Origin of the sequence: Caballeronia sp. LZ028, assembly GCF_031451415.1 — a bacterium.
GTDB lineage: Bacteria > Pseudomonadota > Gammaproteobacteria > Burkholderiales > Burkholderiaceae > Caballeronia > Caballeronia zhejiangensis.
Map to the genome: position 1 here is coordinate 992,530 of NZ_JARUXN010000003.1, position 25,759 is coordinate 1,018,288.

Consider the following 25,759-nt stretch of genomic DNA (forward strand, 5'->3'; position numbering starts at 1 on the left):
GGACGCACGACGCCGTGTGACGCTTCGCCGATGAGGGCCGCGCGAGCGGCCCTCCGTGCATCTCGCACGTACGGAAAGAAAGGGGAAGTCCATGTCGATGAGCCGCACCGCGAATCCCGCGGACGTCATGAAGCGCACCAAGGTGCGCTATCTCATTCTGTTGCTGATCTTCGTGATCACGACGTTCAACTATGCGGACCGCGCGACCTTGTCGGTGACGGGCTCCGCGATGCGCGCCGAATTCGGTTTCGACGCGATCCGCATGGGCTACATCTTCTCGGCCTTCAGCTGGGCGTATGTGCTCTCGCAAGTGCCCGCGGGCTGGCTGCTGGATCGCTTCGGCGCGCGGCGCGTGTATGCGGCGAGCATTTTCCTGTGGTCGCTGTTCACGTTGCTGCAAAGTTCGATAGGCCTGCTCGGCAGCGCGGCGACCGCCGTGACCGCCCTCTTCGTGCTGCGCTTCGCGATGGGCGCGGCGGAAGCGCCCGCGTTTCCGGCCAATGCGAAGGTCGTCGCGAGCTGGTTCCCGACGAAAGAACGCGGCACGGCATCGGCGATCTTCAACTCGGCGCAGTACTTCGCGGCCGTCGTTTTTACGCCGTTGATGGCGTGGCTCACGCATGCTTTCGGCTGGCATCACGTCTATATCGTGATGGGCGTTGCGGGTCTCGCGCTCGCGCTGACGTGGCTCGCCGTGATGAAGAATCCGGCGGATCATCCGCGCGTGAACCGGCAGGAGCTGGAGTACATCGAGGAAGGCGGCGGTCTCGTGCGCGGTCATCAGCGCGCGGGCGGCGTGGCGCGTGGCACGTCCCACAGCGTGGGCTGGCCCGTCGTCAAGCAATTGCTGACCAACCGGATGCTGCTCGGCGTGTATCTCGCGCAGTACTGCATCAACGTGTTGACGTACTTCTTCCTGACGTGGTTCCCGATCTATCTCGTGCAGGCGCGTCACATGACGATTCTGCAAGCAGGCTTCGTCGCGTCACTGCCGGCGATCTGCGGCTTCACGGGCGGCGTGCTGGGTGGCGTGATCTCCGATGGCCTCATCCGTCGCGGCAAGTCGCTCACTTTCGCGCGCAAGGTGCCGATCGTCGGCGGCATGCTGCTGTCGTCGTGCATCATCGGCTGCAATTACGTCGACACGGACTGGATCGTCGTCGCGCTGATGTCGCTGGCGTTCTTCGGCAAGGGCATCGGTGCTTTGGGATGGGCCGTGGTCGCGGATACGTCGCCGAAGGAAGCCATCGGGCTTTCGGGATCGATCTTCAACATGTTCGGCAATGTCGCGGGCATCGTGACGCCGATCGTCATCGGCTATCTCGTCGCGCAGTCGGGCTCGTTCAATGGCGCGCTGGCGTTCGTCGGGATCAATGCGCTGATCACGGTGTTCAGCTATCTCGTGATCGTGAAGGACATCAAGCGGGTGGAGTTGAGGGTCTGATCCGCTGCAAGCGATGAATCGGAAAAGCCCGTTCTGCTCATGGCAGAACGGGCTTTTGCTTTACTGCGCCCGAACCACGTCGACCCGCAACGCCTCGCCGCCATCGACGATCGCAATCAGCCGATCCACATTCGGATGCGCGCCCGGGCGATTGCGCGCATCGGCCGTATGTTCGGCGAACACGGCGAGACCATGCTCGGCGGCTTGCGCGTCCAGCGCGCCGAACGCCTGCTTCAGATAGTGATAGACCGCGAGCGAGCCCTGCTTGCCCGGCTTGTTCTCGATGCTCGCGACCACGTCACCTTTGCCATCGACCAGATCGATGCGCTCGAGGCCGTCGATGGCGGGCAATTGGGCGAGGTTATCCTTGAATACGTTGCTCGGCTGGATCACGAAAAGCACTCCACGTTTTGAGTTGATGTTGCGGGGCGCCGTATCTTATCCGATCAACGAAAGGGCTCGATCGCGCGCATCGTCACTCGGGGATCACAGGCTCGACGAGCCGCGCGAGTTGCTCCAGCGACTCTTGCCAGCCGAGATAGCACATCTCCACCGGAATGACTTCGGGCACGCCCTCCTGAACGATGCTCAACTCGGTCCCGCACACGACCTGCTTCAACGAAACGGTGACCTGCATTTCGCCGGGCAGGTTCGGATCGTCGAAGCGGTCCGTGTAGCGAATCTTCTCGAACGGCACCAGCTCGACGTACTCGCCACCGAACGAGTGACTATTGCCCGTGCCGAAATTGCGGAACGACATCTTGTGCGTGCCGCCCTGGCGCGCATCCATGTGATGGACCTGACATGTGAAGCCGTAAGGCGGAAGCCACTTCGCGATCGCATCGGGTTCGAGGAACGCGCGATAAAGACGCTCGGGCGTCGTACGCAAGACACGGTGAAGGCGGATGGTTCCGGTGGCCATGGTGTGCTCTCCTTTCGCGGAAAAATTGGACACATCTCTACGACGATGCATCGAAGCGTGAATCGACATGCAAGGGAATCGGGAAAACCCTTGGTTCGCCTCGTTGCCGCGGAATGATACTTGCGCGCGGGTTCCCACTTGTGCCATTTCAAGGAAACGACTCCATGCCCAACATCGATCGCCGTAGCTTTCTCATGACCAGCGCAGCAGGCGCTTTCGCATCGGCGGCAGGCACGACAGCGTTCGCGCAGACAGGCAACGCCGCATCTGCATCCGCTTCCGCATCGGCCAGTGGCGCGCATGCGAAGCCGCCGCGCGTCACGCGCATTCTTGCGGACTTCATCGTAAGAACGGGTTATGGCGATCTGCCCGCGCCGGTGCGCAAGGAAGGCGTCAGGACGTTGATGAACTGGGTCGGCGTCGCGGTCGGCGGATCGCACGACGAGACCGTGAATCGCGCAGTCGCCGCGCTCACGCCGTTCTCCGGTCCGCCGCAAGCGAACCTGCTCGGCCGGACCGAGCGCTTGGACATCATGAACGCGGCGTTCATCAACGGCGTGAGCAGTCATATCTTCGACTACGACGACACGCATCTGAAGACGATCATTCACCCGGCGGGACCGGTCGTATCGGCGATATTGGCGTACTCGCAATATCGCGCCGTCACGGGCAAGGACTTTCTGAACGCGCTCGTGCTGGGCGTCGAAACGGAGTTGCGCATTGGCAATGCGGTGTATCCGAATCATTACGATGTCGGCTGGCACATCACCGGTACGTGCGGCGTGTTCGGCTCGGCGGCGGCGACGGGCAAGCTGATGGGACTGAGCGTCGAGCAGATGGTCTGGGCGCTCGGTCTCGCCGCCTCGCAGCCGGTCGGCTTGCGCGAGTCGTTCGGCTCGATGAACAAGAGCTTCAATCCCGGCCGCGCCGCCGCGAACGGCATCTTCGCGGCACTGCTCGCGGGCCAGAACTACTCGAGCTCGGACGGCATGATCGAAGCCAAACGCGGCTGGGCCAACACGATCAGCACGAAGCAGGATTATCGCGAGATCACGGAGGGCCTCGGTTCGCATTGGGAATCGACGTTGAATACGTATAAGCCTTTCGCGTGCGGCATCGTCATTCATCCGTCGATCGATGCAGCGATCCAGTTGCGCAATCAGGAACACTTGAGCGCGGATCAGATCGCGCGCATCGATCTTCGCGTGCATCCACTCGTGCTCGAACTGACGGGCAAGAAGACGCCGCAGATTGGGCTCGAAGGCAAGTTCAGCATCTATCACGCGGTGGCGATCGCGATCATCGACGGCGCGGCGGGCGAGAAACAGTTCAGCGACGCCAAGGTACGCGACCCGAAGACAATCGAGCTGCGCGACAAGGTGAACGCGATCGTCGATCCGTCCATCAAGCCGGAACAGGTCGACGTGACGATCACGCTGAAGGATGGCCGCAAGCTGCACAAGTACATCGAACACGCGATCGGCAGCACGCAAGTGCCGATGACCGACAAGCAGCTCGAAACCAAGTTCTCCGATCTGGCGGACGGCATCCTCACGCCGGAGCAAACGCGCGCGCTGATCGATAAATGCTGGCACGTCGAGCAACTGGACAGCGCGAGCGAAATCGCGACTTCGGCGCTGCCGCGATGATCGTTCATCCGAAGAGCGCCAGCTCGATGTATCGGCGTTCCATCCGACGATATAAGCAAAGAACATTGACGTCGCGTTAATGCGCCCGAATACTGCGGGCTGCAGGGCGTCGCCTGCAACTGCTTAATCATCCGTCGCAAATGAATGCGTTATAGATCAGGAGAATCGATCGCGTCGCGTCTTCCATAAAACCTGTCGATGCAAGGAAACGTCAATGAAGAATGCCTTGTCCGTGAGCTTCGCCATGAAAGCTGCCGTTGCAGTCTCCACTGTCACGTTCGCGATGTGCGCGAGCGCCGTCGAGCCGATCAAGATCACGCTAGCAAATTGGGCCGATACGCAGGCGGTCGTCTATACCGCGAAGTACGTTCTCGAAACGAAGCTGCAACAACCCGTTACCCTGACCACGGCGGACCTCGGCATTCAGTTTCAGGGCATCGCGCGCGGCGATGTGGACCTGATGCTCGGCGCGTGGCTTCCGGTCACGCACGCGGCCTACTACGCGCGCTTCAAGAACGACATGGAAGATCTCGGCGTCATCTATTCCGGCGCGAAGATCGGCTGGGCGGTGCCGGATTACGTGCCCGAGAGCGAAGTGGCGTCCATCGGCGATCTGAACAAGCCCGAAGTCAAGAGCAAGTTGAACAGCACGATTCAGGGCATCGAACCGGGCGCGGGCGAGATGGTCGCTTCGGAAAAGGCGCTGAAGGAATACGACCTCGCCGGATATAACCTCATTCGCGCAAGCGAGGCCGGCATGTTGACCGCCGTTGCGCGCGCGTATCAATCGAAGAGCTGGATCGTCGCGACGGTGTGGAGTCCGCACTGGCTCTGGCAGAAGTACAAGATGCGTTATCTGAAAGATCCCAAGGGCGTGCTCGGCGGCGACGAGCAGATTCACGGCTTCTCTTCCAAGCAGTTCGCGACGAAATTTCCGCGCGCGAATGTCTTCATCCGGCACTTCAAGCTGACGCTGGCGGATGTCGAATCGATCGAGCTCGACGGCAACGCATCGAACGACTGGAGCGCGGCGGCGAAGAAGTTCGTCGACAGCCATCCCGAGAAGGTCCAGGCGTGGCTCCAGCAATAGGCGCGAAGCCGCGCCCGGCCTTGCACGCCGGGCGCGGCGGCGTCGTCGGACCGCCGATTACCTAGGTAATTGGCACGTATGGACCTAAGTAATTTGAGCACTTACGCTCCTTTCAATCCGGATCGAATCCGACACGCGAAAGGGGTGAAGCGCCATGCCACATCAAGCAACTCACGAGGTCGATACCAAAACGCTGAGACGTGTCATCGCGGCGGCGTCGATCGGAAACTTTGTCGAATGGTTTGATTTCGCGGCGTACGGCTTTCTCGCGACCATCCTGACGCGCGAGTTCTTTCCCAGTGGCGATCCTACGGTCGGTCTCCTGAAGACGTTCGCGGTCTTCGCGGTCGCCTTCGCATTCCGTCCGCTCGGCGGCCTCTTCTTCGGCGTGGTCGGCGACCGCATCGGCCGCAAGCGCACGCTCGCTTTCACCATCCTGTTGATGGCCGGCGCCACGACGCTGATCGGGCTGCTGCCGACTTATGCGAGCATCGGCTATTGGGCGCCGCTGCTTCTCACGATCATCCGCTGCGTGCAGGGCTTTTCCGCAGGCGGGGAATACGCGGGCGCGTGCGCCTATGTGATGGAGCACGCGCCGCGCCGACGCCGCGCGTTCTTCGGCAGCTTCGTTCCGGTCTCGACGTTCTCTTCGTTCGCATGCGCGGCCGTTGTCGCCTATGCGCTCGAATCGTCGCTCTCGCCCGCGGCGATGGTCGACTGGGGCTGGCGCGTGCCGTTCCTGATCGCGGCGCCGGTCGGTCTCATCGGCGTGTATCTGCGCGTGAATCTGCACGAGACGCCGGCATTCCAGGCGCTCGAAGGCAAGCATGAAGTCGCGCATGCGCCGCTGATGGAAACCCTGCATTCGCAGTCCGGAAACATTCTGAAGCTCGGCGCATTCGTTTCGGTGACGGCGCTTTCGTTCTACACGTTCACGACGTATTTCGCGACCTACATGCAGGTCGCCGGACATCTGACGCGCGGAACATCGCTTCTCGTGACCGTGCTCGCGCTCTTCTTCGCCGCGGCGCTGTGCCCGCTCGCCGGTCTGTTCTCCGACCTCGTGGGCCGCCGCGCGACGATCGCGACGACGTGCATCTTCATCATCGTCTCGGTCTATCCCGCCTTCGCGCTCGGCGGATCGGGAAATCTGTCGCCTTCGCTGCTCGGCGTTGCGCTGCTCGCGGTGGGCGCGGTGCTTTCGGGCGTGGTCACTGCTCCGCTTCTTTCGGAAGTGTTCGCGACGAAGACGCGATACACCGCATCCGCGATCACATACAACCTCGCGTACACGATCTTCGGCGGCACCGCGCCGCTCGTCGCGACGTGGCTGATCGCGGAAACGGGAACGAATCTGTCGCCGGCGTATTACCTGATCGCCGTATCCATCTTCGCGATGATCGGCGGCCTCTCGCTGCGCGAAACGTCGAAGACCGCGCTCGAAGAAGCAGGTTCGTCGAACAACAGCGCAAGCAGTGGCCCGGCCGTCGAGCGCGGCATCAAGAGAACCATCTGAACGGATACACGCGATGAATAGCCTTCACGATTCGAGCATCATCATCGACGGACTGAACATCTCGAAGTTCGAGCGCTCCGTATTCGAAGACATGCGAAAGGGCGGCGTCACCGCCGTGAACTGCACCGTGTCGGTGTGGGAAGACTTCCAGAAGACCATCGATAACATCGCGGAAATGAAGCAGCAGATCCGCGAATACAGCGAGATTCTGACACTCGTACGCACGACCGACGACATCCTGCGCGCGAAGAAAGAGAACAAGACCGGCATCATCTTGGGCTTTCAGAACGCGTATGCGTTCGAGGACAACCTCGGCTATATCGAGGTGTTCAAGGAGCTGGGCGTGAATGTGGTCCAGCTTTGCTATAACACGCAGAATCTCGTCGGTACGGGTTCTTATGAACCGGATGGCGGCTTGTCGGGATATGGCCGCGAAGTGATTCAGGAGATGAATCGCGTCGGCATCATGGTCGATCTTTCGCATGTGGGCGCGAAGACTTCTTCCGATGCGATCGCCTGCTCGAAGGAACCCGTCACCTACTCGCACTGCTGCCCTTATACGTTGAAAGAGCATCCGCGCAACAAGACGGATGAGCAATTTAAGGAGATTGCCGAAGCGAACGGTTTCGTCGGCGTGACCATGTTCATGCCCTTCCTGAGACGAGGCGCCGATGCGACCGTCGACGATTATCTCGAAGCTATCGAATACGTCATCGATCTTATCGGTGAAGACAAGGTCGGTATCGGAACGGACTTCACGCAAGGCTATAGCACCGAGTTCTTCGACTGGATCACGCACGACAAGGGCCGTTATCGCCGTCTGACGAACTTCGGCAAGGTCGTGAATCCGGAAGGCATTCGCACGATCGGCGAGTTTCCGAACATCACCGCCGCGATGCAAAAGGCCGGCTGGAGCGAATCTCGCATCAGGAAAGTGATGGGCGAAAACTGGCTGCGCGTATTCGGTGAAGTCTGGAACGGTTGAAGCGAAAGTCCGTGCGAAAAGTGCCGAACCTCGGTGTTACAGTAACTTTTCGCCAGACGCGACAATCTTCCCGACATGACCGATTCGCCCAAGCTCGACTACGAGGACTTGTTCAGGCATTTGCCCGTGGCCGTCATCGTCGCGAGAGAGCGGATCATGGTCGACTGCAATGCACGCGCGCTGGAACTCTTCAGGGCAAAACGCAGCGATATCATCGAGCAGTCGTTCTCGAAGCTCTATCCCGAGCAGAAGGATTTCACCACCACCGGTCATCGTCTGGCGCCGCTGCTTGCAAAGCATGCCGTATTCAGCGATGACCGCATCATGCGGCGTGTCGACGGAAGCTATTTCTGGGTGACGGTCGGCGGCTTCGGCTATAACCCGAAGCGGCCTTTCGAGCTTGCGGTCTGGACGTTCACGGATCTGTCGCAAGGCACGAAGCAATCAGACAACGCAAGCCTGCTGACCGAGCGCGAGCGCGACGTCGCCGCGCTGCTCGTGCATGGCATGACGAGCAAGGAGATCGGCAAGGAGTTGAACATCAGCCCTCGCACGGTCGACATCCATCGTGCAAGCCTGCTGCGCAAATACGGCGCGCGAGCCACACAAGACCTGATCGCGCGGCTCCTGGCCTGAATCGGTGCGAACTGCCGCAATATTCAGACGAAAGCGCTCGCATAAAGAAACATTTTCCGATGCCGATAACCTGAAGCAGAAGGAGCCGGACGCCAGATCGTTCGCGCCTTTTCGACATTCATAACGCGTGTTCCGCAGCCATACGGCGCGGGCCGACGACATCCGGAAGAGAAAGAAGCAATGGTCTTCAGCTACAGGGACATGATGGTCACGCCGGCGGCGGTCCGGCACGGCGACGCGTTTGCCGCGACGGCGCGAATCCAGGATTTGAACGGGATGGAGCGTTCGGTGCGCTTGGCCGGCGAGTTTCCGAACGTCGAAGAAGCGATCCGCTATGCGATTGCGGCCGGCTTCGAATATATCGATTACGAGCAAAGCTGCTGAACTCCGCGAGGCGCGCCGCGTCCGCGACGCACCTCGAAGCTACGCATCGAGGGAAGCGTTGCGCTTCCCCTGGCTCGTCAACTCAGCTTGACCGAGGTTGCATCGGCGGTCAGATAGCCCACCGCCGCGCCGTAGCGATCCTTGTAGTTCGCGCGGATCAGCGGATCGAGCGTCGCCTGCACCTTCGAATGCAGCGGCGTTTCCCAGTCGCCCGCATGCTGGAAGTTGCTCATGATGTAGGTCCAGCCGTTGATCTCGTCGACCGCGTGCAGGCCCGTCGATTCAGCGCCCGACGGCGCCGACAGAATGCGCGACAGCGACTTCGTATCGACGTTGTATGCCCACAGGAAGTTGTTGACGTGCCGGCCGCTGTCTTCCCCGATGAACAACGTGCGCAGCTTCTCGGAGAACTTGAGGTTATCCGGATTCGCGATGCGCTCCGGGTTGCCGATGTTGCCGAGCGCATCGGCGGAAATGTCTTCGCCGACGAGCGCGGCGGGCGCGGCCATGTCGACCGGAACCCATTCGCTGTTGATCGCCGCGCCGGTCAGATCCTTCTGTCCGCCCTTCAGATTGAACGCGTACACCGCGCCGGAGTTGATGGTCTTGTCGACGGCGAATTCGGCCGCGTGCGCGTCGCCCTTGACCATAGACTTGACGATCTGCGACATCGCCGAGTACACGATCTTGTCCTTCGCATTGACCGTCGTGCCTTCGAGCTTCGTGAAGCACATGCTCGCGCCGCGCAATGCCGCGTAGCGATGCGTCTCCAGAAACGCGGCCGCCTTCTCCATGCCCGGCTTGATGCGAATCCAGTTGAACGCGCCGTTGTAGTTGATGCGCGTATAGCTCGCATCGAGCGTCGCGCCGACGGTCGCATCGCTGACGACATCCATGATGTCGGCGAGCGTCAGCGTGTTGGCGAGGTTCTCGATTTCATCGCTCGTCGCGTGGCCGAGGTTCATCCACGTCAGATTGGCCGAGCCCGCGCCCGCCGATGACGTCATCGCGCATTTCGCGACGTAAAGCGTGCCGGCCGAAAGATCCGCTTCCTTGTCCGCGACGAACATGAAGACGCCGCCGTTGGTCGCGTCGTCGCCCATCATGACGGTGCGCTTGTCGGGCATCACTTGAATCAGCTCGTGCGAGATGCGGCCGAGGCAATAGTGCTTCTTGATCGTGCCGGTGCCGTCCGGGTTGACGGTGACTTCGGGCACATGGCCGTAGTGATACGGACGGGCCTTCGTTTGATCGCCGTAAAGGTTCCGGCTATACGCGAGGAACTGCGCGTCCTTCGAGCCGAGCGCCGCATCCGGCTCGTACTCTTCGCTCGACAAATGCGTGTTCCACGGCGAGAGGCTCGCGCCGCACGTGATCCACAGACCGTTCGCCTTCGACGTATCGACGTTCGCGTAGCTCACGAGCGTCAGCTTGCCGGTGGCCGGATCCTGATCGAGCGTCAGCACGGCGATCGGCGACGGCAGGCGGCCGTACATGCTCGCGGCGTTCTGGTCGCGCGTCGTGTATTCGAACTGCACGACGGCGAACACGGCGTTGCCCTTCACGCCCTTGACGGTCGTCTTGTCGAGCTTGATGAGCGACGTGCCGTCCGGGCAGTCCGAGAAGAACTGGCGCTCCTTGCCCGCCACCGACTTGTCGATGATCGGCTGATTGTCGATATCGAAATAGCCGCCCGCGACGATGGTGCCGCCGGCCGTGTTCGGCACGACATCGCCCGTCACGAAGAACGGCTGATACGCGAGTTTGTACGCGCGATTGCTGCCGTCGCTGAAGTTCACGGTCATGGTCGAGCCGACGGTGGTCTTCGCCATCGCCGCGGGATCGGCGAGCGTCGGCGCGGCCATGCTGCTGAACGTCGCCGTGGTGAACGCAGCCGTCGACGCGGGCGCGGACGCGTTCGTCGCCGCGTTGCTGTCGCTGCCGCCGCATGCGGTGGCGAGCAGCGAAGCGGCGGTCGCGCCGCCGAGCGGCAGCATCGGTGCGCCGGCGAGAATCTTGAGAGCTTTGCGGCGGGAGAGGTCGAGTGGCAGCGCCATGTGTGGTTCGAGTCCTTGATCGTGGGTTTGTACCGGCGATGAATGTCCCTGCTTCGGGCCGTTGCAGCCCGATGTGCCGGTTGACGCGCTACTTTAGGAAAGAAATGTGAAATTTGTTTGACAGGACGCTGTAATCTCTTGATTCCTCGACCGGAACGTAGAAATTCTCCGCTGAGGCTTTGCTATCGGCCGCTGGACCGACGGTTCCGATTCCGGCGGCGGCAATTTCAACGCCAACCAGGGCGCGCATTACGTCGTCGGCAATCGGCTGACGCTCGCCAAACGCACGGGCACCCTCGCCTGCACCAATCTGATGGCCACGTCGCCCGATCGGATCCGACAGCAACGCAAGCGTCACGAAGGACACCGTCTTCGCGGGCGGACAGGTCATGGGCGGCGGCATGAACGTCATGTCGCGACTGATGGGCAACGATGCGACGCATCCTCCCATCGCGATCGTGTACGCCGCGAAGCGGCCCGACACGGGAGACGTCACCGGCGCCGTCGTGCTGGCGTGCTGGCGTGCTGGCGTGCAACTGATCGCCGCGCGACCGTTCTTATCGCATCGCGAAGAAAGGCCACTCATCAGTGGCCTTTTTTTGGCTTCCAGTCTTGCGAAGGCGGCGCGTTCCCCACACGCTCCGACAATCAAACCACGCGCTTCCCGCAACTGACGCAGTACCGCCCGCCCGCCTGGATCGACGTGCCGCACGTCGGGCATCGGCTGGGATCGAGCGGCGTGTCGCACTGCTTGCAGACGGCCGTGTCCGGCGGATTCGACTTGCGGCATTGCGGGCAGATCACATCGGGCGGCAGCGGCGGAATCGAGCCGGGATGACGGCCCCACGATTCATCGCCGTCGTATTCCTGATAGCCGTCCCGATGACGCCGGTCATGCTCTCTCCGATGGCTGCCGTGCCCGCCGTGCCCGCCGTGCCCGCCATGTCCGCCGAAGTGACCGTTCTCGAACAGCTTCCGCAAGAAACTCATGATTTGCTCCTTTTGCTGGTGAGGTGCTCAGTTGAAGCGCTTGTGCAGAATGCGCAGCCCGTTGCCGACGACAAGCAGGCTTGCGCCGACATCCGCGAACACGGCCATCCACATCGAACCGAGTCCGGCCACGGCGAGCGCGAGAAACACGCCCTTCACGACGAGCGCGAACGCGATGTTCTGCACGAGAATCGCGTGCGTCGCCGACGAAAGACGGATAAACGCGGCGATCTTGCGCAGGTCGTCGTCCATCAGCGCGACGTCGGCGGTTTCGATGGCCGTATCGGTGCCCATCGCGCCCATCGCGAAACCGATGTCCGCGCGCGCCAGCGCAGGCGCGTCGTTGATGCCGTCGCCGGCCATGCCGACCGCGCTGCCGTCCGCGCCGAGACTTTCGATGGTGCGCAGCTTGTCCTCGGGCAACTGGCCCGCCTCGACGCGATCGATGCCGACCGCGCTCGCGATGGCGCGCGCCGTGTGCGGGTTATCGCCCGAGAGCATCGCCGTCTGCACGCCGAGCGCGTGAAGCCGGGCGATCGCGTCGCGGCTCGATTCCTTCACGGTGTCCGCCACGGCGAAAAGCCCGAGGACGTTGTCCGCATCGGCGAGCATCACGACGGTCCTGCCTTCACGCTCCAGCGCTTCAGCCCGGCGCTTCGCATGGCTCGCGCCGCGTCCGATGTCTTCCATCATTCGCTGATTGCCGAGCCAGTAAGCACGGCCTTCGACGACACCGCGAACGCCGCGCCCCGGCACCGCTTCGAACGCCTCCACCGCGATGCGCGGCACGCCGTCCTGGCTCGCGGCCTGCGCGATCGCGAGCGAAACCGGATGATCGGAACGGCCCGCGAGACTCGCCGCGATCGCGCGCACGCGGCCTTCGTCCATGCTCCGGTCGAGCAGCGCGAAATGCGTCTGCACCGGCTTGCCGTGCGTGATCGTGCCGGTCTTGTCGAACGCGAGCCAGCGCAGGCGCCGTCCGCGTTCGAGAAAGGTTCCGCCCTTCACGAGGATGCCGTGCCGCGCCGCCGCGGCGAGTCCGCTGACGATCGTCACCGGCGTCGAGATGACGAGCGCGCACGGACACGCGATGACGAGCAGCACGAGCGCGCGATAGATCCACGCGTACCACAACTCGTCGAACGCGAGCGGCGGCACGACCGCGACCGCTATCGCCACGAGAAGCACGAGCGGCGTATAGATGCGCGCAAAACGATCGACGAAACGTTGCGTCGGCGCCTTCGCACCTTGCGCGCTTTCGATCGCGCGGATGATGCGCGCAAGCGTCGTGTCCTTCGCCGCCGCCGATACGCGAAACTCGAACGAGCCGGTTTCGTTGACGGTGCCCGCGAACACATCGTCGCCCGGCGACTTTTCGACGGGCAGGCTTTCGCCGGTGATCGGCGCCTGGTTGACGGCGGAGCGCCCGGACGTGACGACGCCATCCAGCGCGATGCGCTCGCCCGGCCGCACGCGCACGACGGCGCCGCGCGTGACGGCGCTCGCTTCCATCGCGCGCCACAGGCCGTCGGCTTGCAGAACGGTCGCCGTGTCGGGCGCGAGCTTCATGAGTCCCGCGATCGCGTTGCGCGCCCTTTGCAGCGACTTCGCCTCGATGAGTTCGGCGATCGTGAAAAGCGCCATGACCATCGCGGCTTCCGGCCACTGTCCGATGATCATCGCGCCGGTCACGGCGATGCTCATCAGCGCGTTGATGTTGAGGTTGCCGTTGCTGATGGCGATGAAGCCCTTGCGATACGTCGAGAAGCCGCACGAAGCGATCGCGGCGAGCGCGAGCGCGACGACGAGCCAGGACGGTCCGCCGAACCCGCTCGCAGCCTCCGACGCCGCCGCCGCAACGCACGCGAAGGCGAGCATCCACACCGCGCGCTTGCCTGCGGGCGCGTCGTTGCGGGGTTCGGTGCGCGGCGTGAAGCCCAGTGCGCGCAACGCATCGAGAACGGATGCGAGCGCGTTGGCATCGTGTTCGACGGTCAGCACGCGACGCAGCAGATTGAACTCGACCGATCCGACTCCCGGCATGCCCGCGAGCTTCTTGCGGATCAGCGTCTCTTCGGTCGGACAATCCATCTCGTCGACGACGATCTCCGTCCGAACCGAAGCTTTCGTCTTTATTTCGTATTCCTTTAAATCATTTCGGACACGACGATCAGCCGGCTCAGGCCGGGGCTTGCCGATGCTCTCGGGACGTAACATACTGGCTCCTTTTCTTGACTTTTCCCGAATTGAACACCTTGGAGCCACTCCAGGGTCAAGAAAAAAGGATGCCGAAATGAAGATAGGGGAACTGGCGCGCATAGCGAATTGCACGCCCGATACGATCCGCTTCTACGAAAAGGAAGGGCTGATTCCGCCGCCTGCAAGGACGGACGCGAATTACCGGACTTACGACAAGACGCATGTCGAACGCCTGCGCCTTATCCGCAATTGCCGCGAGCTCGACATGACGCACGACGAAGTGCGCGCCCTGCTCTACGCATTGCAGGCGCGCTCGCCGGATTGCCGCGAAATCGATGCGCTCGTCGATGAGCATATCGGCCACGTAAGCGCGCGCATCGACGAATTGATGAGGCTGCGCGACCGGCTCACCGCATTGCGCGAGACATGCCGCGGCGAGCACGCCGTCGATTCGTGCGGGATCGTGCACGAACTGACATCGCAGAAGACGCCGGGACGCAGAACGAAGAAGTCACACGTCGGCTAGCGCTTCGTCCTGCATGCGCGTTACATGCGGCTTGCGTCGATGACCGCATCGGCGAATGCTTTCGGCGCTTCTTGCGGCAGATTGTGGCCGATGCCGCCCGCGACGTTCCGATGCTCATACTTGCCCGTGAACTTCTTGGCATACGCCGACGGATCGGGATGCGGCGCGCCGTTGGCATCGCCTTCCATCGTGATCGTGGGCACGCCGATCGTCGGCGCGCTCGCGAGCCGCTGTTCGAGCGCGTCGTATTGCGCTTCGCCCTGCACGAGCCCGAGACGCCATCGATAGTTGTGAATCACCACGGCGACGTGATCGGGGTTATCGAACGATTTCGCGGAACGGTCATACGTCGCGTCGTCGAAGTTCCATTTCGGCGATGCGAGTTGCCAGATCAGCTTGTTGAAAGCGTGACGGTTCGCCTCGTAGCCCGCCTGGCCGCGCTCGGTCGCGAAGTAGAACTGATACCACCATGCGAGCTCGGCTTTCGGCGGCAGCGGCGCGCGATTCGCCTGCTGGCTGCCGATCAGATAGCCGCTCACCGAGACCATCGCCTTCACGCGTTCCGGCCACAGCGCCGCGATGATGTTCGCCGTGCGCGCGCCCCAGTCGAACGCGCCGAGCGTGGCCTGCTGAATCTTGAGCGCATCCATCAACGCGATGATGTCCACCGCGACCACCGCCTGCTGTCCGTTGCGCGGCGTGTCGGCGGAAAGAAAGCGCGTGGAGCCGTACCCGCGCAGATACGGCACGATCACGCGATAACCCTGCGCCGCGAGCATCGGCGTGACTTCCGCGAATGCGTGGATGTCGTAGGGCCAGCCGTGCAGCAGGATCACCACGGGACCGTTCGCCGGACCCGCTTCCGCATAGCCGATGTTGAGCGCGCCCGCGTCGATCTGGCGAATGCCGGCGAAGCCCGCACTCGACGATGCGCGCGGCGCGGTCTGCGCGCGCACGAGGTCGCTGAAACCGAGCTGCATCGCGCCTACACTCGCGACCGCCGTGCCGAGCAAGCGTCGGCGCCGCGCGTTGATCTGATCGTCCGGCATCTTTTGATTCTCCTTGTCCATGTAGTCGATGAAAAACGTTCACGCAGCCGATGCGCGCAGTTCGGCGAGCGTCGGCCCGAGCGGTCGCACACGCATGCGCGAATCGAGATTGCGCCAGGGCAGATCGGCCGGATCGGCGGCCATCGGGCCGGGCGCTTTCGCGACGAGCACGCGCTCGGCGATCGGCTCGAAATCGGCGCGGAAATGCACCGAGCTCTTGTTCACCAGAATCTTCATGCGCTCCGGCTCGATGCCCGCAACGCGAAAGAGATTGCGGTCGAAGACCTGCATCTTGATGCTGCTCACCGCGATACGCACGCCGCCGATACGCAGGCAAGCGGTCGGTCCCAGTTCGCCCGACATGCCATTGAGCATCGGGCCGTCGAAGCGAAAGCGGCCATCCGACAAATACTCGACTTCGAACTCGCCTTCAAGCGGCGCGTCGCCGGGCACGTTCGAGCCGCCGCCCAGCGCTATCCTGATGCGCGCGCCGACGCCCGCGCGATGCGCCGCATGCGCCGCCTTCTCGTCCCAGATAACGCCTACCGCAGCGTCGCGCGCGTCGTGGCGCAGCAGTGCGCGGACCATGCCCATCGTGTTCGAATCGCCGCCGACGCCCGGATTGTCCTGCGTATCCGCGATGATGACGGGCTTGCCCGCATCGCGGCTCGCGTCGATCGCTTCACGCGCGGCTTCATCGGGAGAGAGGAACGGCACGTTCCAGCGCGCTTCTTCGTCCACGAGTTGCGTGTATAGCTTGTCGACCGCGAAGTCCGCCGCCTCGCCGTCGAGCGCGTAGCCCCAGAACACCGGACCGCATTCGTCGAAATCCGATGCCGGAAAGCCCGGCGCGAACGACAGCGACACGACATCCTTCTCCAATGTCTCGAGCATGGCGTACATGCCGCGTGCCGGTTCGACGAGCGTGCACATGCCGTTCACCGGAATCAGAAACGGGATGCGCCGCATCGCGCGCGCGAACGGCTTCCCGTGTTCGATGCGCTTTGCCAGCAGATGCGCCGCGCGCAAGCCCGTTTCGGCCATATCGACGTGCGGATACGTGCGATACGCGACGAGTGCATCCGCGAGTTCGACCATGCGCGCCGTGACGTTCGCATGCAGGTCGAGCGAAACGACGAGCGGCATCGCATCGCCGACGATGTTGCGCACGCGCGCCAGCAGTTCGCCTTCGCCATCGTCGAGATGTTCGGCGACCATCGCGCCGTGCAGATCGAGATAGATCGCGTCGAAGCCGCCTGCCTGCACGCGATCGACGATCGCGCCCGCGATGCGCTCGTATGCGTCCTGCGTCACATGCGCCGATGCGCTCGCGCCCGCCCAGATCACCGGAATCGGCTCGTGCCCTTGCGCCTCGGCCCATTGAATGAAACCGCCGATCGGCACGTTCACGTCGCGCAGCTTGAGGACATCGTCGCCGTGCGCCATCGGCGGAAAGCCTTCGCCCTGGATGAAGCTCTGGTAGCTCGCCTTCGTCGGCGCGAAGGTGTTCGTTTCGTGCTGGAATCCTGCGATCAGAATCTTCATGACCTTTGTCCTTTCGAGTATCGATTGATGTTCAGGCCGCGCGTGCCGTGGCCGCGGCAGCCGTGCGCCTGTTCGCGAGAATCAGCACGCAGGACAGCGCCGCCATGCACGCCATCACGACGAGGCCGCCGTTCGTGCTGCCGGTTGCGGACTTGACCCAGCCGATCATCGCGGGGCCCCAGAATCCGCCCGACAAGCCGATCGTGTTGATGAGCGCGATGCCGCCCGCCGCCGCGGGGCCGGAAATCGTTTCGGAAGGAATCGCCCAGAACACCGTGTAGGCCATCCACATGCAGGCGGTGGCGAGCGTGAGCAGCGCGAGCGTCGCGACGACGTTGCCGTTCGCATACGGCGTCATCACGAGCAGCGCGGCGGCGGCGAGCGCGGGCACTGCGCTGTGATAGCGGCGCTCGCCGACCTTGTCGGAACGGCGGCCCGCTGCGTACATCGCGACGGCCGCGGCGACGTACGGAATCGCGACGTACCAGCCGAGGCGGATCGTGTCGTGCATGGAGCCGCTGAGACCCTGCTCCTTGATGAGCGTCGGCAGCCAGAAGCTGATCGCGTAGATTGGAAAGATGATGCAGAAGTACGCGATCGCCAGCAGATAGATGCGCGGGTTCTTCGCGATCTCCGCGAACGATTCGATGCGATGCGACGCGCCGCCGTGATGACCGACTTCCGCCTCGACGAGCCGCTGTTCGTCCTGCGTGAGCCAGCGCGCATCGGCGGGACGATTGGCGAGCACGCGCCACACGAGCGCGCCGAGCGCGATGCACGGCAGGCCTTCGACGAGGAACATCCACTGCCAGCCCGCGAGTCCGCCGACGCCGCCGAGCGACGCAATCAGCCACGCCGACAGCGGCCCGCCGACGACACCGCCGAGCGGCCCCGCGACGAACACGAGCGCAATCGCGCGCGCCATGCGCTTCGGGCCGTACCAGTTCGAGAGGTAATAGATCATGCCTGGCGCGAAACCCGCTTCGAAGACGCCGAGCAGGAAGCGCATCGCGTAGAACGCGGGCACGTTGCGCACGAAGAGCATGCACGCCGACGTGATGCCCCACAGCACGAGAATGCGGCTGAACGTGAGACGCGCGCCGATCTTCGGCAACATCAGGTTGCTCGGAATCTCGAACAGCACATAGCCGATGAAGAAAATCCCCGCGCCGACGCCGTACGCTGCATCGGAGAAGCCGAGATCGCTTTGCATCTGAAGTTTCGCGAAGCCCACGTTCACGCGGTCCAGATACGCGAACATGTAGCACGCGATGAGGAGCGGCAGCAGCCGCCAGTTGATTCTGCTGTAGAGCGCCGAAACGGCATCGCCGCTGCGCAGGGTCTGGATCGTCGACATCCGCGTCTCCTTGTCTCGTCTTCCCTTTCTCGGGTAAGGCGATGTTGAGCGCGTGCGACCGTGCGAGCAAGAGCAACAAAGTTCACGTATCGTTGCTCTGCAAGCAACGCATTCCTTCCCATACGGACGACAACCATGCGCGAAATCAATCAGCAACGTCTGCGCTATTTCCACGAAGTGCTCACGCACGGCACGATTCGCGGCGCGGCGGATCATCTGAACACGTCGCCGTCGGTGATCGCGCGGCAGATCAAATTGCTGGAAAACGAACTCGACACGACGCTCTTCGAGCGCGAGCCGCGCGGCGTGCGGCCGACCGAAGCGGCGTTCCATCTGCTCGAATTCTGGCGCGGCTATCGTTCGCAGCAGGAGAAGTTCGAGGATCAGCTGCATGCGCTCAAAGGCCTGCAGCAAGGGCAGATTCGTCTCGCGGTGAGCGAAGGCTATGTCGATACGCTCGTCGACGATGTGCTCGCGCCGTTCTGCGCGCGCTATCCGCGCCTCGAAATCGACGTGCAGATGCTCGCGGTCGACGATCTGCTCGAAGAAGTCGCGCAGAGCCGCGCGCATATCGGGCTCGCGTACAACCCGCCGCCGCACGAGCGCATCGAGATTCGGGCAAGCTCGCCGCAGCCGGTCGTGCTGCTCGCGCGGCGCGATCATCCGCTGGCGGTGCGCGGCGGCGTCGCGCGGATTCGCGATCTGCTCGAGTATCCGCTCGCGCTGATGCCGCCCACGTTCGGCATCGGCCATGTCGTGAAGATGCTCGAAACCACCGACGATCTCGCGATCCGCCCGACGCTCACGACGAACTCGCTCGGCGCGTTGAAGCGCTTCGTGGCCGCGGAAAATTTCATGACGCTGATCGGCGAATTCGCCGCGTATCGCGAGCTCGCGAGCGGCGAGTTGACGACGATACCGGTCGCGCATCCGCTTTTCGAGAGCGCGCAGGCGAAGCTGCTCGTGAAAGCCGGACGTCCGCTCGCGGCCGGGCCGCAGGAACTGCTCGACTGGATTCTGACCCGCATGCCGATGTTCGCGCATGCGGGCGCCGCGCCCGTCAGACGAACGCGCGCTCGGGCACGTCGCAAGTGATCGCGGAACGGGGCTTGCTGCGTTACGGAAAACATCTTCAGGAGAATGCGATGAACCGCGAAACGTCAGATCCCGTGCAGCGCGCCGACGAACGCCGCGAGGCGCTCGGCGAGGGCGACGTCAAGGAAAAAAGCGATGGCACGATCGAGCAGCGCGAGCACGGCAATATCGATCCGACGCTCGTTCCGAAGGGCAAGGATCATCCCGAGCAAGGGCCGTACACGCCCGAACACGATCTGAAGGATCCCGACACCTCGCCGGACGCAAGCGCCGACCATCCGAAAGGCAAGCGCGACTCGGAGGCGTGAAACGCCTATTGCCCGCCGTCGAGCTTCGCCTTCTCCGCCGCGATCTGATCGGCGATCTTCGCGGCGAGCGCATCGAGCGAGGCAATCGACTGAACCTCGTTGATGACGAAGCGCGCCGCGGCGCCGTAGGGCTTCGGCGCGGCCGCCGATTTCTGCCCTTTCAGTTCGCCGCTCGTGTCGATCTGCGCCGGCGCGGCGTCCGGGCTCGCCGCGAGATTGGCGAGCTGCACGGTGACATGCGTGTTGGGCGTCTTGTCGGATGAACCCATCGACGGCAACGCGGAGCCGAATCCGCTCGACAGCGTTTCGTCGAACTCCCCGCTGACGAGCCAGCCCGATGCCGGCGGCGGCGAATCCGCCGTCACATGGCAAGCGGCGAGACCTTTCCCGTTCAGCGCCTTGACGATGCCATCCGCCAGCGCCGATGCGTTCTGACCCACTTTCACCGCATTGCGCGCCGACCGCAATCGCGAGCCGAGCACATGCGACGCGCCGCTTTCACGGCTGACGGCCGTGAAGTCGCGTACCTGTATCAGTTGGCCGGCCGCGGGCGGGCACTGCGGCGCGGACTGGGCGCATGCAAGCGAGCCGATCGTGGCCAGCGCAACGCCCAGGCAAAAGGTCTTCATCGGTGCTCTCCGTCGGAGAACGATCGTCGTCAACCGCCGCAGCAACACGCCCAACGCGAAGATCAGGTGGCTCATTGCGTCCATCCTCCGTTTCCGGCCCGCATCCGCGAATGCCGCGATGATAACGCCGGGCGGCCCGCGCGGGCACGCGTTTAGCGCACGGTCGCGGCGTCTTCTGCGTCTGTCCGCATCATCAGGCTCGCGAGCAGGACGGGGCGGCTCAACAGAAAACCCTGCACCTTGTCGCAGCGCACGTCGCGCAGCGTGTCGAGCTGCTCCTGCGTCTCGACGCCTTCCGCGACCACCGTCACGCCGAGCTTGTGCGCGAGATCGATCACGCCTTCGACGACCGTGCGCACCATCGCGTCGGTGGCGATGTTGTCGACGAAGGATTTGTCGAGCTTCAGCACGTCCGGCCGGAAGCGCGCGAGATAGCTGAGACTCGAATAGCCGGTGCCGAAATCGTCGATGGCGATGCGTACGCCCATCGCGCGAACGTTCGACAGCACGACCTGCGCATCATCGACGTTGTCGATCAGCGCGGATTCGGTGATCTCGAGCGTGATGCGGTTCGAATCGATGCCGGCGCGCCTGATCGCGTGCCGCAGAACCGACACGAGGCGCGGATCGCGGAACTGTTTCGGCGACACGTTGAGCGCGACCGAGCAAGCCTGCGGCAGCGCGAGCGCGAGTTGCGACCCGGCCTGCACGGCCTCGCGAATGACCCAGTGCCCCGCCTCGACGATCAGCGCGCTCTCTTCGAGCACCGGCACGAACGCGCCCGGACCGAGCAGCCCGAGCTGCGGATGATTCCAGCGCAACAGCGCCTCGACACCGACAAGCGCACCCGAATCGACGCGATATTGCGGCTGATAATGCAGCACGAACTCGTTCTCGCGGATCGCGCCGTGCAGTTGCGCTTCGAGATGCGCGCGCGCGAGATCGTCCTTCTCGCGATCGCCGAACACGCGAAACGTGTTGCGGCCCGCGCGCTTCGCGGCGTACATCGCCATGTCGGCGCTGATGAAAAGCGCTTCGGGCGTGCGTCCGTGTTCGGGATAGAGCGCGACGCCGATCGAGCACGTCATCGTCACGCTCTTGCAGTCGATCTCGATCGGACGATGGCACGCGAGCGAGAGCTTGCGGCACGCGCGCTCGATGCTTTCCTGATCGAAGCTGCCGGGCAGGATCACGGTGAACTCGTCGCCGCCCGGCCGCGCGGCCACGGCGCCATCGGGCAGCGTTTCCGCGATGCGTCGCGCGATGGTGCGCAGCACCGCATCGCCGGCGATATGACCGGCCGTGTCGTTGATCGACTTGAAGCGATCGATGTCGATGAAGAGATACGCGAACGGCGCGAGCGCTTCACAGCGCTTCACGAGCGCGTCCATCATCGCGTTGCGATTGGCGAGTCCGGTGAGGCTGTCGGTGTTCGCGAGCCGATGCAGTTCCTGAAGGCGCTGGCGCTCGTCGGTGGCATCGACGCACACGCTCACGACGCGCGACACCGCGCCGTCCTCGATGACCGGATAAATATCTGCGCGCACCCAGCGCGTGCGATCGTGCGGCAGGCAGAGACGAAAATAGCTCTGCGTGGCCGCGCCCGTGTTCACGGCGGTACGCATTTCGTCGCGCAGCGCGGGCAGGTCTTCGGGATGCACGCTTTGCGACCAGGCGGTCTGATCGGCTTCGAGCGCGGACATCGGCATTTCCCACATGCGTTCGAACGCGGAGCTCACATGCAGAAGCTCGCGGAAATCGCGCGTCGCGGTCCAGAAGACGGCATCGACGTGATCTTCCATGTCCTTTTGCACGCGCGCGTTGCCGCGCAATTCGTCGATGAGATTGCGCTCCGCCGTGATGTCGCGCGACTTGCACAGCACCGCGCTCACCCGTCCGTGCTCGCCGTAGACGGGCGCGAAGGTCGACGTCCACCATTTCAGCGTCCCGTTCATCGTGCGGCAGGCTCCGGAGAACGACGTCGATTCACCCGCTTTCGCGCGTTCGAAGGCACGCCGCGCGTCGGGGCCGTCCCAGAGCGCGAGCCAGTCGACGCCGATGAGATCGTCTGCGTGATCCGCTTCGATGAGCTGCCCGCCGACCTCCGAAATGCACATGATGCGGCCTTCGAGCGACAGCAGCTTGAGACAGTCCTCGGCGATGGCGAGCAGCCCATGCGCGACCTGACGTGCGACGAAGATCTTGCGATTCGCTTCGTGCATGCGATGCACGACGAACGCCGCGCCGAAGACGAGCACGCCGAGCAACACGTTCCACGGCAGCGGCACGAAGATGGTTCCGCACGCGGCGGCGAGCACGCCGAGCGGCGCGAGACCGAGCGCACCGAAACGGCGTGCGCGTTCGATGTAAGGCCGGTTCCTGGCGATGGTCTCGCCGATGGTCCCGAGGAAATCGTTGGCGCCTCTCTGCACCGTTCTGGCCCTGTTCTATTGATGGGTTTGATCGGTGTTTATCGGCGCGGAGAAGAAAGTCTTGAGAAAGGAACCGCTACGCCGCGGCCTGCAGCGCCCCCGCGATTTCCTTCGCCAGCGCCTCCGCGCGATACGGCTTGCCGAGCAAGGTCACGTTCGGCCGCAGCACGCCATCGCGCGAGATGATGTCGCGCGTATAGCCGGAGACGTAGATCACCGGCACGGGCCGCTCCTGCGAAAACGCCCATTCCGCGAGATCGGCGCACTTCACTTTGCCGGGCATCACGACGTCGGTGAGAATCAGGTCGACGTTCACGCCGCTTTCGAGCACGCTCATCGCGGCATCGCCGTTAGCGGCGCGCAGCACCGTGTAATGCATCGCTTCGAGTATCGCGACCGTCGACATCAGCACGGCGGGATCGTCATCGACGACGAGCACCGTCGCGCCGCCCGTGTGCGCCGTCATCGCATCGACGCGCAGTTGCGCGGTTTCATCGTCGAAGCTGCGCGGAAAGAACATCTCGACCGTCGTGCCCACATCGACCGAACTCGACACCGCGATATGCCCGCCCGACTGCTTGACGAAGCCGAACACCATCGAGAGGCCGAGACCCGTGCCGTGCCCTTCCGGCTTCGTCGTGAAGAACGGCTCGAATGCGCGTTCGAGCACGTCGGGCGCCATGCCCGCGCCGGTGTCCGATGCGGACAGCTTCACGTATTCGCCCGGATGCAGATCCTTGCCCTCGCACGCCGCGGCATCGAGCGCTTCGTTCGAGCAGACGAGCGTGAGCTTGCCGTCGCCGCGCATGGCATCGCGCGCGTTGATCGCGAGATTCAGCAGCGCGTTTTCCAGTTGATTGCGGTCGACGCAGAAGTTCCATGCGTGCTCCGCGAGCAACGTGTTGATGCATACCGACGGTCCCACTGCATGCCGCAAGAGCTCGCGCATCTCTTTGAACAGGCGCTGCGGATTGATCACGACCGGCGACTGCGGTTGCCGCCGCGCGAACGACAGCAATTGCGAAGCGAGCTTCGCGCCGCGCTGCACGGCTTCCATCGCGGCGTGTACGCGCTCGGGCACGCGGCTGTCCGTCGGCGGCAAATACTGCAGCAATTGCAGGTTGCCGCTGATCGCCTGCAGCGTGTTGTTGAAGTCGTGCGCGACGCCGCCCGTCATCGCGCCGAGCGCTTCCATTTTCAGGCTCTGACGCAATTGCGCCTCCACCGCGATGCGCGCGGCCACGGCTTCGGAGATCTTGTCTTCGAGACCGCGCGTCAGTTCCCGCAAGGTCTCTTCGGCAATCCTGCGATCGTGAATGTCGATGATGACGCCGGGAAAGCGCATTGGTCTGCCGGTTTCGTCGTGGTCGCAGCGGCCGGTGGCGAGAATCCAGGTCCATCGCGCATCGCCGGAAAGGATGCGGTATTCGGCGCGAAACGGCTCGCCGTGCTGCAGCGTGCGCACGATAAGCCCCCTGACGCGTTCCAGATCCTCGGGATGAATCTTCGCGAACGCCGCCTCGATCGGCATGCCGCGCGCCACTTCGTCGAGCGAAAACGAAAACGTGCGCGCGAAGCGCTCATCGCCTTTCACGCGATTGTCGGGAATGTCCCACACGAACGTGCCGAGCACCGCGCCGGAATTGAGCGCGAGCTGCAAGCGCTCATCGGCTTCGCGAAACGCGCGTTCGGCTTCGGCGCGCGTGCGTTCGAGCAGCACGCGCCCGGTCGTTTCGACGACGATCGCGAGCACGCCGACGGGCACGCCTTCGTTCGACGCGACCGGGCTGTAATGCAGATCGAGCCACACTTGCGCATCGCGACCGTCGCGCGGCAACGTAAAGCTCATGTCGCGATACGAAAGCGATTCTCCGCGCAGTCCCGTATCGAGCACATTGCGATTGAACTCGGCCGCCTCGGGCCACGCCGCTTCGATCGGCATGCCGAGAATGCGCGGATGACGCCCGCCCGAAAAATGCGCGTATGCGTCGTTATAGAGCAGCGTGCCTTCGCCGCCCCATAGCACGGCCATCGGCAACGCGTTGCGCAGCATCATCTGCACGACGGAGCGCAACACTTGCGGCCATGCGTCGATGGGACCGAGCGGCGTCGCGCGCCAGTCGTAGTCGCGAATGGCGCGCGCTGTTTCGCCGACCCAGGAATCGAGCTGACGGTGATCGGAGATATTCGAAGTCAAAACCGGCCTTAACTGTCTGAAGAATCGCGTGGTCGTTCGCGAATTCGACAGCATAAAGGCTATTCGTTCAGACCTGAAGCGCTACCCGCCATGCCTCTTATCCGCGCTTCGGTTTGCGCACCGCGCGCACCTTGCCCGTGCGCCCGCCGCCGCAGAAAAAGCGGTCGCGTCCATCCGATTCGAGTCCCGACACGCCCACGCCTTCGGGCATGTCGAGCCGCTCGATGACTTCGCCCGATTGCGCATCGATGTGCCGCAACTCGCTTTCGTCGCCTTCCCACGTCGCGTGCCACAGTTCGCCGTCGATCCACGTCACGCCGGTCACGAAGCGATTCGACTCGATCGTGCGCAGGATCGCGCCATCGTCCGGATCGATCTGATGAATCTTGCGTTCGTTGTACTGCCCGACCCAGAGCGTGCCCTCGGCCCACGCGAGCCCCGAGTCCGCGCCGCCGCCCGGCGCGGGAATCGTCGACACGACGCGACCGGTTCGCGGATCGATCTTCTGGATGCGGTCCTCGGCGATCTGAAACAGATGCTCGCCGTCGAACGCGGTGCCCGCATGCGCCGCGACTTTGAGCGTTCGCGCCTTCTCGCCGCTTTCGGGATCGAAGGCGTTGAGCGTATCGCCGGCGGCGAACCACACATGCTCGCCGTCATACGTGACGCCATGCACGCCGTCGATATCCGGAAAAGGCCCATATTCGCGGATGATTTCCGCCTTCGCGCGTTTCATCGCCGTCCTCCTG

At 63.5% G+C, this 25,759-nt stretch carries 23 protein-coding genes; 10 read left to right on the forward strand and 13 right to left on the reverse strand.

Annotated elements, in window-relative coordinates; all coding sequences use genetic code 11:
* Positions 1-91 precede the first annotated feature (91 nt).
* Positions 92-1,444, forward strand: a complete 1,353-nt coding sequence (locus QCE58_RS21715) for an MFS transporter (RefSeq protein ID WP_008348547.1) — start codon at positions 92-94, stop codon at positions 1,442-1,444.
* Positions 1,445-1,504: 60 nt separating this feature from the next.
* Here the strand turns inward: QCE58_RS21715 and QCE58_RS21720 are convergent, their stop codons facing one another.
* Both QCE58_RS21720 and QCE58_RS21725 read right to left on the reverse strand, forming a co-directional pair.
* Positions 1,505-1,837, reverse strand: coding sequence for a DUF2322 family protein (locus tag QCE58_RS21720; RefSeq protein ID WP_250522030.1), 333 nt, complete (start codon positions 1,835-1,837; stop codon positions 1,505-1,507).
* A gap of 82 nt (positions 1,838-1,919) precedes the next feature.
* A complete protein-coding gene (locus tag QCE58_RS21725) occupies positions 1,920-2,366 on the reverse strand; it encodes an SRPBCC family protein (RefSeq protein WP_008348550.1) in 447 nt (148 codons plus the stop codon).
* Positions 2,367-2,530: 164 nt separating this feature from the next.
* On the opposite strand from QCE58_RS21725, the gene QCE58_RS21730 reads away from it, so the two are divergent.
* From QCE58_RS21730 to QCE58_RS21755, 6 genes are all read left to right on the forward strand, one after another.
* Entirely contained in the window at positions 2,531-4,015 is a 1,485-nt protein-coding gene (locus QCE58_RS21730) for an MmgE/PrpD family protein (RefSeq protein WP_250522031.1), read from the forward strand.
* Between the two features lie 214 nt (positions 4,016-4,229).
* Positions 4,230-5,105, forward strand: a complete 876-nt coding sequence (locus tag QCE58_RS21735; RefSeq protein WP_175981212.1) for a glycine betaine ABC transporter substrate-binding protein — start codon at positions 4,230-4,232, stop codon at positions 5,103-5,105.
* Between the two features lie 154 nt (positions 5,106-5,259).
* Positions 5,260-6,621: an MFS transporter gene (locus QCE58_RS21740; protein WP_250522032.1), complete on the forward strand. Its 1,362-nt coding sequence runs from the start codon at positions 5,260-5,262 to the stop codon at positions 6,619-6,621.
* A gap of 13 nt (positions 6,622-6,634) precedes the next feature.
* A complete protein-coding gene (locus QCE58_RS21745; RefSeq protein WP_250522033.1) occupies positions 6,635-7,606 on the forward strand; it encodes a dipeptidase in 972 nt (323 codons plus the stop codon).
* A 75-nt stretch (positions 7,607-7,681) separates the two neighbouring features.
* On the forward strand, positions 7,682-8,242 hold the full coding sequence (locus tag QCE58_RS21750; protein WP_008348559.1) for a PAS and helix-turn-helix domain-containing protein: 561 nt from the start codon (positions 7,682-7,684) through the stop codon (positions 8,240-8,242).
* Positions 8,243-8,446: 204 nt separating this feature from the next.
* Positions 8,447-8,626, forward strand: a complete 180-nt coding sequence (locus tag QCE58_RS21755) for a hypothetical protein (protein WP_241484872.1) — start codon at positions 8,447-8,449, stop codon at positions 8,624-8,626.
* 77 nt (positions 8,627-8,703) lie between these two features.
* Here the strand turns inward: QCE58_RS21755 and QCE58_RS21760 are convergent, their stop codons facing one another.
* From QCE58_RS21760 to QCE58_RS21775, 4 genes are all read right to left on the reverse strand, one after another.
* Positions 8,704-10,683, reverse strand: coding sequence for a PhoX family phosphatase (locus QCE58_RS21760; protein ID WP_250441089.1), 1,980 nt, complete (start codon positions 10,681-10,683; stop codon positions 8,704-8,706).
* 88 nt (positions 10,684-10,771) lie between these two features.
* On the reverse strand, positions 10,772-11,404 hold the full coding sequence (locus tag QCE58_RS21765) for a hypothetical protein (protein WP_250522034.1): 633 nt from the start codon (positions 11,402-11,404) through the stop codon (positions 10,772-10,774).
* The gene (locus tag QCE58_RS21770; RefSeq protein WP_250522035.1) at positions 11,332-11,673 is read right to left on the reverse strand and encodes a double zinc ribbon domain-containing protein; all 342 of its coding nucleotides are present in this window, start codon (positions 11,671-11,673) and stop codon (positions 11,332-11,334) included. Before QCE58_RS21770 ends, QCE58_RS21765 begins: the two co-directional genes overlap by 73 nt.
* Before the next feature lie 27 nt (positions 11,674-11,700).
* Positions 11,701-13,764, reverse strand: a complete 2,064-nt coding sequence (locus QCE58_RS21775) for a cation-translocating P-type ATPase (protein ID WP_250522036.1) — start codon at positions 13,762-13,764, stop codon at positions 11,701-11,703.
* A 202-nt stretch (positions 13,765-13,966) separates the two neighbouring features.
* Here QCE58_RS21775 and cadR point away from each other — a divergent pair, with 202 nt between their 5' ends.
* Entirely contained in the window at positions 13,967-14,398 is a 432-nt protein-coding gene (gene cadR, locus QCE58_RS21780; RefSeq protein ID WP_008348568.1) for a Cd(II)/Pb(II)-responsive transcriptional regulator, read from the forward strand.
* A 20-nt stretch (positions 14,399-14,418) separates the two neighbouring features.
* On the opposite strand, the gene QCE58_RS21785 is transcribed toward cadR, so the two are convergent.
* Genes QCE58_RS21785 through QCE58_RS21795 form a run of 3 tightly spaced genes read right to left on the reverse strand, consistent with a single transcriptional unit; the run spans position 14,419 to position 18,349 of the window.
* Positions 14,419-15,447: an alpha/beta fold hydrolase gene (locus tag QCE58_RS21785; protein ID WP_034472629.1), complete on the reverse strand. Its 1,029-nt coding sequence runs from the start codon at positions 15,445-15,447 to the stop codon at positions 14,419-14,421.
* Positions 15,448-15,486: 39 nt separating this feature from the next.
* Entirely contained in the window at positions 15,487-16,992 is a 1,506-nt protein-coding gene (locus QCE58_RS21790; RefSeq protein WP_008348572.1) for a M81 family metallopeptidase, read from the reverse strand.
* A 31-nt stretch (positions 16,993-17,023) separates the two neighbouring features.
* On the reverse strand, positions 17,024-18,349 hold the full coding sequence (locus tag QCE58_RS21795; RefSeq protein ID WP_008348574.1) for an MFS transporter: 1,326 nt from the start codon (positions 18,347-18,349) through the stop codon (positions 17,024-17,026).
* Between the two features lie 135 nt (positions 18,350-18,484).
* On the opposite strand from QCE58_RS21795, the gene QCE58_RS21800 reads away from it, so the two are divergent.
* Both QCE58_RS21800 and QCE58_RS21805 read left to right on the forward strand, forming a co-directional pair.
* Positions 18,485-19,444 (forward strand): LysR family transcriptional regulator, encoded by a 960-nt coding sequence (locus QCE58_RS21800; protein WP_008348577.1) that lies wholly within the window; start codon positions 18,485-18,487, stop codon positions 19,442-19,444.
* A 50-nt stretch (positions 19,445-19,494) separates the two neighbouring features.
* Positions 19,495-19,752: a hypothetical protein gene (locus QCE58_RS21805; protein ID WP_250522037.1), complete on the forward strand. Its 258-nt coding sequence runs from the start codon at positions 19,495-19,497 to the stop codon at positions 19,750-19,752.
* Between the two features lie 5 nt (positions 19,753-19,757).
* On the opposite strand, the gene QCE58_RS21810 is transcribed toward QCE58_RS21805, so the two are convergent.
* The 4 genes from QCE58_RS21810 to QCE58_RS21825 form a co-directional block, all read right to left on the reverse strand.
* Positions 19,758-20,381: a hypothetical protein gene (locus QCE58_RS21810; protein ID WP_250522038.1), complete on the reverse strand. Its 624-nt coding sequence runs from the start codon at positions 20,379-20,381 to the stop codon at positions 19,758-19,760.
* Between the two features lie 152 nt (positions 20,382-20,533).
* Positions 20,534-22,813 carry an EAL domain-containing protein gene (locus QCE58_RS21815; protein ID WP_250503351.1) on the reverse strand — a complete coding sequence of 760 codons (2,280 nt, stop codon included), beginning with the start codon at positions 22,811-22,813 and terminating at the stop codon, positions 20,534-20,536.
* Positions 22,814-22,889: 76 nt separating this feature from the next.
* Positions 22,890-25,010, reverse strand: a complete 2,121-nt coding sequence (locus tag QCE58_RS21820; protein WP_250522039.1) for an ATP-binding protein — start codon at positions 25,008-25,010, stop codon at positions 22,890-22,892.
* Between the two features lie 97 nt (positions 25,011-25,107).
* Entirely contained in the window at positions 25,108-25,746 is a 639-nt protein-coding gene (locus tag QCE58_RS21825; RefSeq protein ID WP_008348584.1) for a DUF5074 domain-containing protein, read from the reverse strand.
* Between the last annotated feature and the right edge of the window lie 13 nt (positions 25,747-25,759).

Excerpts from the sequence above, each read along its gene's own strand:
- QCE58_RS21715 (WP_008348547.1), top strand. The coding sequence starts at position 92 with ATGTCGATGAGCCGCACCGCGAATCCCGCGGACGTCATGAAGCGCACC.
- QCE58_RS21725 (WP_008348550.1), bottom strand. The coding sequence starts at position 2,366 with ATGGCCACCGGAACCATCCGCCTTCACCGTGTCTTGCGTACGACGCCC.
- QCE58_RS21730 (WP_250522031.1), top strand. The coding sequence starts at position 2,531 with ATGCCCAACATCGATCGCCGTAGCTTTCTCATGACCAGCGCAGCAGGC.
- QCE58_RS21735 (WP_175981212.1), top strand. The coding sequence starts at position 4,230 with ATGAAGAATGCCTTGTCCGTGAGCTTCGCCATGAAAGCTGCCGTTGCA.
- QCE58_RS21740 (WP_250522032.1), top strand. The coding sequence starts at position 5,260 with ATGCCACATCAAGCAACTCACGAGGTCGATACCAAAACGCTGAGACGT.
- QCE58_RS21745 (WP_250522033.1), top strand. The coding sequence starts at position 6,635 with ATGAATAGCCTTCACGATTCGAGCATCATCATCGACGGACTGAACATC.
- QCE58_RS21750 (WP_008348559.1), top strand. The coding sequence starts at position 7,682 with ATGACCGATTCGCCCAAGCTCGACTACGAGGACTTGTTCAGGCATTTG.
- QCE58_RS21755 (WP_241484872.1), top strand. The coding sequence starts at position 8,447 with ATGGTCACGCCGGCGGCGGTCCGGCACGGCGACGCGTTTGCCGCGACG.
- QCE58_RS21760 (WP_250441089.1), bottom strand. The coding sequence starts at position 10,683 with ATGGCGCTGCCACTCGACCTCTCCCGCCGCAAAGCTCTCAAGATTCTC.
- QCE58_RS21765 (WP_250522034.1), bottom strand. The coding sequence starts at position 11,404 with ATGCCCGACGTGCGGCACGTCGATCCAGGCGGGCGGGCGGTACTGCGT.
- QCE58_RS21770 (WP_250522035.1), bottom strand. The coding sequence starts at position 11,673 with ATGAGTTTCTTGCGGAAGCTGTTCGAGAACGGTCACTTCGGCGGACAT.
- QCE58_RS21775 (WP_250522036.1), bottom strand. The coding sequence starts at position 13,764 with ATGGATTGTCCGACCGAAGAGACGCTGATCCGCAAGAAGCTCGCGGGC.
- cadR (WP_008348568.1), top strand. The coding sequence starts at position 13,967 with ATGAAGATAGGGGAACTGGCGCGCATAGCGAATTGCACGCCCGATACG.
- QCE58_RS21785 (WP_034472629.1), bottom strand. The coding sequence starts at position 15,447 with ATGCCGGACGATCAGATCAACGCGCGGCGCCGACGCTTGCTCGGCACG.
- QCE58_RS21790 (WP_008348572.1), bottom strand. The coding sequence starts at position 16,992 with ATGAAGATTCTGATCGCAGGATTCCAGCACGAAACGAACACCTTCGCG.
- QCE58_RS21795 (WP_008348574.1), bottom strand. The coding sequence starts at position 18,349 with ATGTCGACGATCCAGACCCTGCGCAGCGGCGATGCCGTTTCGGCGCTC.
- QCE58_RS21800 (WP_008348577.1), top strand. The coding sequence starts at position 18,485 with ATGCGCGAAATCAATCAGCAACGTCTGCGCTATTTCCACGAAGTGCTC.
- QCE58_RS21805 (WP_250522037.1), top strand. The coding sequence starts at position 19,495 with ATGAACCGCGAAACGTCAGATCCCGTGCAGCGCGCCGACGAACGCCGC.
- QCE58_RS21810 (WP_250522038.1), bottom strand. The coding sequence starts at position 20,381 with ATGAAGACCTTTTGCCTGGGCGTTGCGCTGGCCACGATCGGCTCGCTT.
- QCE58_RS21825 (WP_008348584.1), bottom strand. The coding sequence starts at position 25,746 with ATGAAACGCGCGAAGGCGGAAATCATCCGCGAATATGGGCCTTTTCCG.